The 10249-nt window shown below is 38.0% G+C and carries 10 protein-coding genes and 3 pseudogenes; 4 read left to right on the top strand and 9 right to left on the bottom strand.

Going from position 1 to position 10249, the window contains the following annotated elements; all coding sequences use genetic code 11:
• Window positions 1-107: 107 nt before the first annotated feature.
• The 3 genes from IQ224_RS24760 to IQ224_RS18060 all read left to right on the top strand — a co-directional run bounded on the left by IQ224_RS24760 (window position 108) and on the right by IQ224_RS18060 (window position 1640).
• The gene (locus tag IQ224_RS24760) at window positions 108-251 is read left to right on the top strand and encodes an element excision factor XisH family protein (RefSeq protein ID WP_194033301.1); all 144 of its coding nucleotides are present in this window, start codon (window positions 108-110) and stop codon (window positions 249-251) included.
• The gene (locus IQ224_RS18065) at window positions 239-580 is read left to right on the top strand and encodes a XisI protein (RefSeq protein ID WP_002746325.1); all 342 of its coding nucleotides are present in this window, start codon (window positions 239-241) and stop codon (window positions 578-580) included. Before IQ224_RS24760 ends, IQ224_RS18065 begins: the two co-directional genes overlap by 13 nt.
• 163 nt (window positions 581-743) lie before the next feature.
• Window positions 744-1640, top strand: coding sequence for a polyphosphate kinase 2 family protein (locus IQ224_RS18060; RefSeq protein WP_002746324.1), 897 nt, complete (start codon window positions 744-746; stop codon window positions 1638-1640).
• 177 nt (window positions 1641-1817) lie between these two features.
• Here the strand turns inward: IQ224_RS18060 and IQ224_RS18055 are convergent, their stop codons facing one another.
• The 9 genes and pseudogenes from IQ224_RS18055 to IQ224_RS18015 form a co-directional block, all read right to left on the bottom strand.
• Window positions 1818-2594: a hypothetical protein gene (locus IQ224_RS18055; protein WP_002746323.1), complete on the bottom strand. Its 777-nt coding sequence runs from the start codon at window positions 2592-2594 to the stop codon at window positions 1818-1820.
• Between the two features lie 29 nt (window positions 2595-2623).
• Window positions 2624-3538 (bottom strand): DNA adenine methylase, encoded by a 915-nt coding sequence (locus tag IQ224_RS18050; protein WP_002746322.1) that lies wholly within the window; start codon window positions 3536-3538, stop codon window positions 2624-2626.
• Between the two features lie 218 nt (window positions 3539-3756).
• The gene (locus IQ224_RS18045; protein ID WP_002746321.1) at window positions 3757-4272 is read right to left on the bottom strand and encodes an alpha/beta hydrolase; all 516 of its coding nucleotides are present in this window, start codon (window positions 4270-4272) and stop codon (window positions 3757-3759) included.
• A 167-nt stretch (window positions 4273-4439) separates the two neighbouring features.
• Complete coding sequence (locus IQ224_RS18040) at window positions 4440-4829, bottom strand: hypothetical protein (RefSeq protein WP_036402071.1); 390 nt, start codon at window positions 4827-4829, stop codon at window positions 4440-4442.
• A gap of 166 nt (window positions 4830-4995) precedes the next feature.
• Entirely contained in the window at window positions 4996-5958 is a 963-nt protein-coding gene (locus IQ224_RS18035; protein ID WP_002733749.1) for an orange carotenoid-binding protein, read from the bottom strand.
• 282 nt (window positions 5959-6240) lie between these two features.
• Window positions 6241-6945, bottom strand: a complete 705-nt coding sequence (locus tag IQ224_RS18030; protein ID WP_002746318.1) for an ABC transporter ATP-binding protein — start codon at window positions 6943-6945, stop codon at window positions 6241-6243.
• A gap of 264 nt (window positions 6946-7209) precedes the next feature.
• Window positions 7210-8024 (bottom strand): annotated as a pseudogene (locus IQ224_RS18025) (ABC transporter permease).
• Between the two features lie 142 nt (window positions 8025-8166).
• Window positions 8167-9205 (bottom strand): annotated as a pseudogene (locus tag IQ224_RS18020) (ABC transporter substrate-binding protein).
• A gap of 21 nt (window positions 9206-9226) precedes the next feature.
• Window positions 9227-9649, bottom strand: a pseudogene (locus IQ224_RS18015) (transposase); the annotation flags it as partial.
• A 368-nt stretch (window positions 9650-10017) separates the two neighbouring features.
• On the opposite strand from IQ224_RS18015, the gene IQ224_RS18010 reads away from it, so the two are divergent.
• The coding region (locus tag IQ224_RS18010; RefSeq protein WP_194033300.1) for a transposase family protein at window positions 10018-10249 on the top strand (232 nt) is incomplete at its 3' end.

Raw genomic sequence — 10249 nt, 5'->3', positions numbered from 1 at the left:
GGGATGAAGGTATGATAGCGAGATATGTAAAAGAACAAGATAAAGAATACCTGCAGCTACACCAAAATCTACAATTGAGTCTATTTTGATTCTGATACCCCGTCCGCTTGCGGCGGGGTAGTTCATTCGGACAAGAAATTTATGAAAAGTTTTTCGCTCAAGCTGCCATACAAATAATCTTGCAAAAGTATCAAATTTTATTGTTAATTGTTGACACTAATCAGGAGGGAATAGTTCAATGGATAAACTAAATTGTTATCAAAATATAATCAAGAAAATTCTCATAGAATATGCAGAAATTTCCTCACAAGTACCCGATCAAGACATAGAAGAAATATTGATATTTGATAATAACAGAAGCCAATATCTTTGGTTTAATATTGGCTGGAAAAATGGCAAACGAATTAAAGCTATTTCCGTTTATCTTCGTCTAAAAAATGACAAAATTTATATTGAAGAAGATTGGACAGAAGCAGGTATCGCCACGGAATTAATGCGCGTAGGAATTCCCAGTAGTGAGATAGTTTTAGCTTTTCAACCTCCCGAAGTGCGACAGTTTACCGAATTTGCGATCGCCTAAAAATTATTCTTTACTTTCTCGTCAGATGAGGAGTAGCTAAAATCGAATATTTAAATATACTTTTGCCAGTTCATCCTTGACTCGCCGGTGAAAGAGTTAGATATTTTCCGAGCAAAAGTGCTACAATGTACTTTTAGGGGTCAAAATAATCAAGGAGAAGAGCATGGTCAGCAAAATTGATCGCCAAGCATTTTTACAATCCTTAATCGTGCCACCGGGTAAAGAAATTTCTCTACACAAAGATTACGATGCCCGGTTTAAGCCAGACTACATTACCAAAGAAGATGCCACACTGCTGCTGCAACAGGGGATCGAAAAAATGGCCGAGTTTCAAGATAAACTTTATGCCCAGGATACCTATGCTCTGTTAATTAATCTGCAAGCCATGGATGCGGCGGGTAAAGATGGTACGATTAGGCACGTTATGTCTGGTTTAAATCCCCAAGGCTGTCAGGTATTTAGCTTTAAAGTACCCTCGGCCGAAGAACTAGATCACGATTATCTCTGGCGATATTATAAAGCTTTACCAGAGCGGGGTCGTATCGGTATTTTTAATCGTTCCTACTACGAAGAATTATTAGTCGTGCGCGTCCATCAAGATTTATTGGAACGGCAAAAACTCCCCCCAGAAGACAGAACCAAGAAAGTTTGGCAGCGACGTTTTGAGGAGATTAATAATTTTGAAAAATATCTGGTCAACAATGGGGTTATTGTCCTAAAATTCTTTCTCAATGTTTCTAAAGGAGAACAGAAAAAACGATTTTTAGAAAGAATTGATCGCCCCGAAAAAAACTGGAAGTTTTCCGAAAATGATGTCAAAGAAAGAGCTTTTTGGGGTGATTACATGAAAGCCTACGAGGAGGTATTCAATCATACCAGTACCGAATGGGCCCCTTGGTATATTATCCCGGCTGATCGCAAATGGTTTACCCGTTTAGCTGTGGGGGCGGTTATTTATCACACCCTGGAATCCCTCGGGTTACGATATCCAACCGTCACCGAAGAACATCGCCAAGCTTTACTGAAAGCCAAAGAAATCCTTAAAAATGAGCAGGATTAAAAATGGAAGAAAATCCCCAAAAAGCGATAATTGCCAGAAAATCGATCTCTTGAAGAAATATTTTTATTCATGTCGTCTTTTCTCTTAGGCTTAATTTTTGTCAGTTATTGATCAGTAATTCCCAAATTTCTCCCCTATTATTGCCTTTAGAATTAATATTTCGTCGTGCTTTTACCCTTAGCTGATGATTTCAAATCTCGCTGAGTCCACCAGCTTAATACTATTATAATTGTCTGGATTTTCAAACTCGAATTTCCATAAATAATATATATTTGATTTCTTAGCAAAAAATAGTGTAACAATTTTCTTTTTAGTATGCAGTTGCCATTGTCTAGATGGATAATATAACTGTCTGATAATTACATTGTCTATACTTAAGTTTTTAGCTTTAATCAGGACAATTTGGTTCTTGCCTTCATATCCTGCATCCACCTCTGTTTGTACACCTTTAATTTTAAGAACATGATCATTAATTTTTAGTGTAAATTCAGGGGTATATTTTCTACCACGAATGGTTAATACTAGGCTATTATCTTTCATAAAGTGACGAATTAGACTCGATGCGTAAGCGAAGTCCAGATGTTGCATTTCTGAATCACCTATCAAAGAAGTTTCTAATTGAAAATCTAATAAAGTTCGATAATTTTGTCTGGGTGTTTCTATGATAGGAATATCAACATAACCTTCGCCCTTTAATATCACATACTCTCCATTCTTGACTGGTAAAATAAACAATCCTAGCTTTTTAAAAACTTCTGGACGGCTTTCTCTTGTATCTTGTTTACATAAAATTCTTACTTCTCTTTCCCCTGTAGTTTCAAAATGTTTTGTGGCTGCTTTAATCTGTTCAGCTTTAATAAAATAAGGCTGATTACAAAAATCATGATTGTCCAAGTTATATCTATCGAATACAGCTTGCCACCCTCGATCTCTTGAAGAAATATTTTTATTCATGTCGTCTTTTCTGTTAGGCTTAATTTTTGTCAATTATTGATCAGTAATTCCCAGATTTCTCCCCTATTATTGCCCTGGGAATTAATATTTCGTCGAGCTTTTACCCTTTGAATATTATAATCTTTATATAAATCATCAAAAAAATTATTGTCAGAGTCAAAGTTTTTAAGGTCGGAATTACTTAAAATAAATTTATAACCCGCTCGATCGACTTGATCGATAAATTGTTTTAATCTTATTTGCTCCTCATCGTTAAAATCTTCTTTGGTATAAGAGGTAAAAGCTGATGTTTTTTTAATCGGTTTATAGGGAGGATCAAAATAAAATAAAGTCTTGTTATTGGCATAATTTAGGGTTTGGACAAAATCCCCTTGTAGGATCGTCACTTTCTGTAAATGATGATTGACAGCTAATAGGTTTTCTTCATTGCAGATCAACGGTTTGACATATTTTCCAAAGGGGACATTAAAGAGTCCTTTGCTATTGACTCTATAAAGTCCATTAAAACAAGTTTTATTGAGAAATAATAACAAAACTGTTTTTTCTAGACAGTCATCGCAGCTGCGAGAATTAAATTCTATTCTTTTATCTAAAAAAAACTTTTGTTGTTCCTCTAGATTTTTAAGTTCATAAAAATCCTGCTGAATTTGTTTAAGTTTGACTATTAATTCTTTGACATTATTTTTAATAACATTATAAGCCATGATTAAATCAGGATTGATGTCATTAATAATAACTTTTTGGACAGGAGAAAAATTATTTAAGACTGAGAATAAAACTGCCCCACCTCCGACAAAAGGTTCAATGTAGTTAAACTGACAATCTTGAGAAATCTGGGAATTAATCAAAGATAGAATATTAGGAACCAGTTGAGTTTTGCCTCCCGCCCACTTTAAAAAAGGTTTGGCGCTAACTGTTTTCCTTTCAGACAAAGAAGTGGTCATTATTCCTACCAGATTATCCTAATTTATTCAATTTACAGCGCAATTCAAGAAAACCTGATCAGAGAATGGGTTACGCTGGGCTAACGCATCTGAATATCCAATATAAGTAACTGATTATAATTAAATTGAAGATAGATTTTGGGTTTGATCCCCCCTACCCCCCTTAATAAGGGGGGTATCGGAAAATTTTTAACACCTACCTACTTATCTATTAGATATCAGAAAGGTAAACGGGGCATTTTTTTCAATACTGATTCAATTTGGTTGATTAAATCCAGCAGACGATTGCCATCCACATGAACCTCGCTGGTGGGATAATTAGCGAGGACTTCGATGATTTGAATCTCATTATCATTAATGGCAGAAGTGACTAAGGCACCGCGTAAAGCTTGCCGACTAGCAGCCCGATTGGGGGTGTGGACAATTTCGGCGGCATAATCTAGCAAACTTTCGCCAAAAAAACTATTAAGAAATTTGGAAAGAAAGACGGCGTCCACCGCTACGCGACGATTAAGGATTTTGCGGAATTCTTCGGGTTTTTGGTTAGCCATCTTTAATTGTGACGCTAAAGCGGGAGCTAATTCGCCTGTTTCGCTCAATTGCTTTAATTCTGATACCGATACAGACCCTTGGAAGATGTGGTATTTGATGATAGCTGATTCGGCGGCTGACAAAGACTGACAAACACCGAGAAAGATAGATATTCCTAGGGGAAGTAAAAGATTTTTGAACATAAACCAAAGGTACAAAACAAGCGAAAAGCGATCGGGATGATTGACTCATTCTAGCGGAATTGGTTGCCGCTTAGGAAAAACTTAAGACGGTGTTGATTATCTAGAGATGAATTTTCTAGTCACCCAACTAGAAGCAAAAAGCTGATGGCTTAATGCTAATCATTAATTTACATTCGCGAGAGAGCAGCGATTTTCGCTAGTTTATCTTTTTCCAAACCGTTGAGATCTTCTAGCTTTAACCATCCTTCCTTTAATAGTTGAGCAAAGACAAAAATTAGGGAAGTATAGCGATAGTCATATTTACCATCAATCTGATGTCGTCGGGCGCTTAGATAATCGTGCATTTGCCAGATATCATCTAAAACCGTGATCTGACCAGACTGTTCTTTAATATGTTCTATTAAAGTGCTAGTTTCTCGCTGATAGGCTTTTTGGAAAGCAGTTTGAGCAATTTCTTGTTCGGTATCTGACCAAATTATTTCACTCATAGGCATGATTTTAGTTTTAGGGATGATAATTTTGGGTTTTTGAACTACCTCGACTTTTTTCGCCGACATCTGTAAGAATGATTGTTTAGTTATTCTTACCTAGATCGCAGAAGAAACCGGTGTATTTACCAATTTTTTTAAGTCAGCCTTTTAATTGTAGAAAAAAAAGAGTTCACTTGACAAGGAACTCTAATAAGTTTCATCAGAATTTTTAATGATTTCTCTCAGTAGCTATTTAGCCACGGGCAAAGTTTAATAATTCTTTCGGAGAAGCTAATAAGTCGATCGCCACGAAGAAAATTTTATTATCAGGAGTTAGGAGGAAGCGCCATGCCATATTCATACCCACACCCGCACCAAACCAAGGAGTTTGCACTTTTCCCGTCACTTTAATCTGAGTAAAACCGTCATCGGCGGGTTCCACCACACCGCGTTCGGGGATTAATTTCAAATTTTGGCATTCTTCGCGGAAAAAGCGATATACTGCCTCTTTACCGACGATGGGACGTTGGAAAGGTGGTTGCAGAGCGCCGTCAGGGGTGAATAATTCAATTAATACATCAAAGTCGTTAGCGTTGAGGTTGTCCATATAGTTGAGGACGGTGGCATTGGTAACGCCTTCAATGCTAACTTTAGTCCGTTCGGCAATATTTTGGGGAGGAACCACGGGTTCGGAAATACGGTTATAATCGCCCAGTTTCTTGGGATCGTAGCCCATATCGACCACACAATTCCGCAGAACGGTGATTTGTTGTCCCGACTCTAATTTTTTAATCCCGTCTAAAACGGCACTAGCATTAGCAGATAGTTCATAACCCTTGGGAATTGGGGCAACACTGCCATCTTCCATCCATTGTCCTAATTGATACCAGAATCCCAGCTTGATATTAGCAGACCAAGTGCCATAGGTACGACAAATCGGGGTGTCAGCATGGTTGGCTAAGTCGCACATCACCTGCGACTGTTGCAGGGGTGACATCTGCCGAATTTCATTCATGGTTTTTTCGGCAAAGACCATACTAGCAGCGCCGGGGGCGGCAACGGTGATGGTTTTGCCCATTTCTAGATAGGCAAACCAAATCAAGGCTAGTTGATCTTCGGTATTCAGCTGATTGAAACGCGCAATCGTGGCAGGAACCACGTCCGCTGATAGCGTGTTGGGGAAAATGCTCCGCGCTGATTCGATCGTAAACGGCATAGATTCACCTTGAAGTAAAGTTTTGTATCAATTTACCAGCATTCTATCATATTGGCGACCCAAGGCAGCACCCCTAGGGAAACTTTCCCAAAAAAAGCTGTACTTTAGATCACACTTGCCCAAGATTATCAGCAAATGTTAATGGTTGAACACTGATCTAGTTTTGCGGCAGCAGCCAGCGATTTGGCGATGCTAGATAACGGAAAGTATCTCTAAAGGATGATTTTTGCTGCTCTAACTCGTTTTCAACCAGGGACTACTCTTGATCATCCCTAGTTTTTTCTAGGATTTCTCACCCCGTAGCAGGCCGTAAATTTCATCCGTATAGTCATAAAACTGAGCTTGTCGTTTAATTTTATAATTACGATCTACCGGTAAATTAATTGTTAATTCCCGTTGTATAGTCCCGGGCCTCGCACTCAAAACATAAATACGTTGAGCTAAAAAAACCGCTTCATCCACATCATGGGTAATCATTAAAATACTACACCTAATTTTTTGCCAAATTTCAATTAAATATTCGTGCATTCTTTCTTTGGTTTGTACATCTAAAGCTGCAAAGGGTTCGTCCATTAATAAAACTTTGGGATGACAAGCAAGAGAACGTGCGATCGCTACCCGTTGTTTCATCCCACCCGATAGTTCTCTGGGGTAAGCATTAGCGAATTGAGTTAAACCGACAATATCCAGATAATAACAGGCCACTTCCCAGCATTCTTTTGTCAATAATCCCTGTAGTTTTAAGCCAAATTCAACATTTTTTTGGATCGTCATCCAGGGATAAAGTGTATAATTTTGAAAAACCATGCCGCGATCGCCTCCTGTCCCTGTCACTTCAACACCATCAACGGTAATTTTGCCGGAAGTGGGCAGCTCTAAACCCGCAATCATTCGCAACAAAGTCGATTTTCCCGAACCAGAGGCCCCGACCGCACAGACAAATTCAGCACTTTCAACGTGTAAATTAATATCTTTCAGAGCGACCACAGCACCTCGTTTAGTGGTAAAAATTTGGCTCTTCTGGTTTCTGTGTGGAAACGAGGTCTATACTGATAGTTTCTTCGACAAAATAGTCCTAAAAGTGTTACCCGATAAGCATTTCACGATTCCATAAGCAAAAATTATCACACAAAGTCGAGAAGAGCCAAAATTTTATTGAGTTGAGTAATTTCTAAGTGCATTAAGGTTCTTCTCTTATCATTAAAATAACTTTACTGGTGACAGAATAAACTCTGTTATTGAGTTTTTCAGTTAACGAGTAATTGACCATTTACAAGTCCACTGCAAAAACAAACGAAAACTTAAATCTAGAGCAAAGCCAATAATTCCTAGTACAATTAAACAGGCAAAAATTTCATCGGTTCTCAGAAATTTCTGAGCCAATAAAATCCGTTGGCCTAATCCATTATCGGCCGCAACCAATTCCGCCACCACTACCAAATTCCAGGCGGCTGCCATATTAACACGAAAAGTATCGATAACATTAGGAATAATATAGGGAGTAATCACTTTAAATAAAAACTGTTTTCGAGTTCCTCCAAGAGTATAAGTTACTTCGATCAATTCACGGGGAATGAACTTAACTGCATCCATAATCATCAGGGTATTAAAGAAAATTGTCCCGATAAAAATCAGCATAATTTTTGATGTTTCTCCAATACCCAAATAAATAACTAATAGGGTAATAAAAGCAGGAGCGGGCATATAACGTACAACGCCAATGATCGGTTCCATTAAACTGCGAATACTCGGAAAAGTTCCCATTAAAATGCCGATGGGAATAGCAAACAATCCTCCTAAAAAAAGCCTCCAACTACTCGTAAAAAACTGGTAATAGTATCTTGAATTAAAAAGCTCTGTTCTGCTAATTTTCCTAAGGCCTGAATAACGGCTAAAGGAGAAGGCAAAAATACGGATTCAATGCCCGCAAAACTAGAGATTAGTAACCATAAAATCAGCGGGACAATAATAGAGGAAACCATTAAAGTCCATTTGAGGGATTCGGGAATATCCTCGGTAATCCGCCAAAAAGTTCTTTGAGGAAGCGTTTTAGGTGTTGTGGTCATGGGATTTACCAAAGAAAAGAATAATTTTGATAGCCAATATCACCCAGTTATCAAACAATTCTTGTAGTCAACTTGTCTCCCTAATCCCTCTTGTAGATAGAGAATTGGAACCTTTAATTTCTAGATCTACAAGAGGGACTAATTAGGCGTTTTTGTCTTGATTTGCCAACGACTTGACAAATTTGGGTTCTAAAATGGTTGTTAGATCGGGGACTTTTTTAATAAAGCCAACTCCCATCATAAAATCAGCCATTTTTTGAGCGGCAAAGGGCATATTTTTCATGGTTTTCCCTGGACTAAAGGCTTCCAGGTTTTCTTCCAAGGTGAAAAACTTCGTTCCCTCTTTATATAAGGCCAATTCTTCTGGGCTAATGCCCGCACGCTTGGCCATAATCTCATCGGCTTTTTGGGGATTTTAGCCATAAACTCTCGAACATCAAACCAGGTTTTGACAAGAGCCTGAACCTGTTCTGGTTTTTCTTTGATTAATTTGGCACTGACAACCAACAAATCAGGAATAGCACCTGGAAAAGCTTTAGAACTAATTAATTCTTTAGAACCTTTTCGCTTAAGAGCGGTTGACCAAAAAGGTGGAAAAGCACCAACTGCATCTACTTTTCCCGATGCAAAAGCGGCAGCAGCAGCCACTGTTTCCATGGGGACAATTTGCACATCTTTACGGCTCATTCCTTCTTTTTCTAGGGCTAAACTGAGGAGAAAATCACCGACAACGCCTTCTTCAGCAGCAACTTTTTTGCCTTTTAAATCTTGAATCGTTTTAATCTCTTCTGTGACAATAACTTTGTCATTTCCTGACGAGTTATCATTAACTAAAACAGCAACTTGACCATTCACTGCATCTCCTGCAAAAGCGATTGTATCGTTGAGAGTTTGACTATTTCCATCTAATTGTCTGGCGGCCAAAGCTTGTAAGGATTCAAGATAACCATCAAACCATTTCATTTGAACATTAGCCCCATTTTTAGCAAATAATCCCTCTTCTTCAGCGATCGCCCATGGCCACCAACCAGCCCAATTACTATAACCGATGACAATGGGGGCAGTATTACTCAGAGAACTACTTGCATTGGGGGTTTGCTGAGGAGCTTGATTGCAACTAATGGTCAGGAGTAAGCTACTAAAAAAACGAGAGGTAAGGAGAAAAAATTGCGCCGTTTCATAGGTAATAAGCTTTTACGCATTTAAGTTACATTGACAGCATTACCCTTATTTTTAAGTTTTCTACTCCATTTAATACCAAATTTCTAAATCCATGACAGACATCCACGCTCGAATGCTTGCCAAGCTTGCATTCGTTGTGACGCAAATAAAGAAAAATGGTATAATAATCAATCCCCCTTCATTTAAAAGCTGATTGACTACTTTTTCCAGTTCTTCTTTATTTTCAAATTCTCGATTAGCTATGTATTCTTTAGCGGAATGCCACACTACACTAATTCTATTAGGTTGTAATCTGGACTATAAGCTGGTAAAAACTCTAGCCTAATATTGGGCAACTCTTTTTCCACCTGCTCAATAACATCTTTCTTTTTGTGATAACTAGCATTGTCTAATATAATGATAATCTTAGGTCCCTTTTCTCGAAAATCTGGCTCTACCGAACCTGTCATGTAAAACTATCAATAACTCATGCTTGTAAAGCTTGTATACTAAGGCTTTGAGTTTTTGTTATATTGATATTTATCAACTTTAGAGCCTTGCTGTGCAGAGAGGGATCTTGAGGAATTTTCTACAGTGTAAGTTCGGAAGAACCGAAAATCTTCAGGCAGATTTCCCAAGTTTATCCATTCTGGCTCTTCGGGAATTGTTATGCAAATAATTAACTTAAAATAAAATTCGATGAGAGTACCTACGCCTAAAAGTAGCTGAAATCTATACAGGGAGACACTTACGGCACAAACAAGTTAATATCAAAAGATAGACAATCGAGTTAAGATTTGATATAATAGCCAAAAACCAGAGTATTTTACTTATGATACTTGACAAATTTTTGAACCTAAAAGGAACGTCTATTCAAGGCTATCTACACCTAGAAAATATCGGTATAGTTTGCCAAATCGAATCGAAAAATCAAAAAGCAATCTGTCCTCGTTGTGGGTTAGAGAGCGATAAACTCCACCAAAATCATCGACATTTAGTCAAAGATTTACCAATCTCAGGTCAACCAGTGTACCTACAGGTTAATCGTCGTCAATTTAAGTGCG

It is taken from the genome of Microcystis sp. LEGE 00066 (assembly GCF_015207925.1).
In the GTDB taxonomy this organism is placed as follows: Bacteria; Cyanobacteriota; Cyanobacteriia; order Cyanobacteriales; family Microcystaceae; genus Microcystis; species Microcystis ichthyoblabe_A.
Note: the sequence above shows the minus strand (reverse complement) of the source record. Positions and strands in the feature narration are given on the sequence as shown.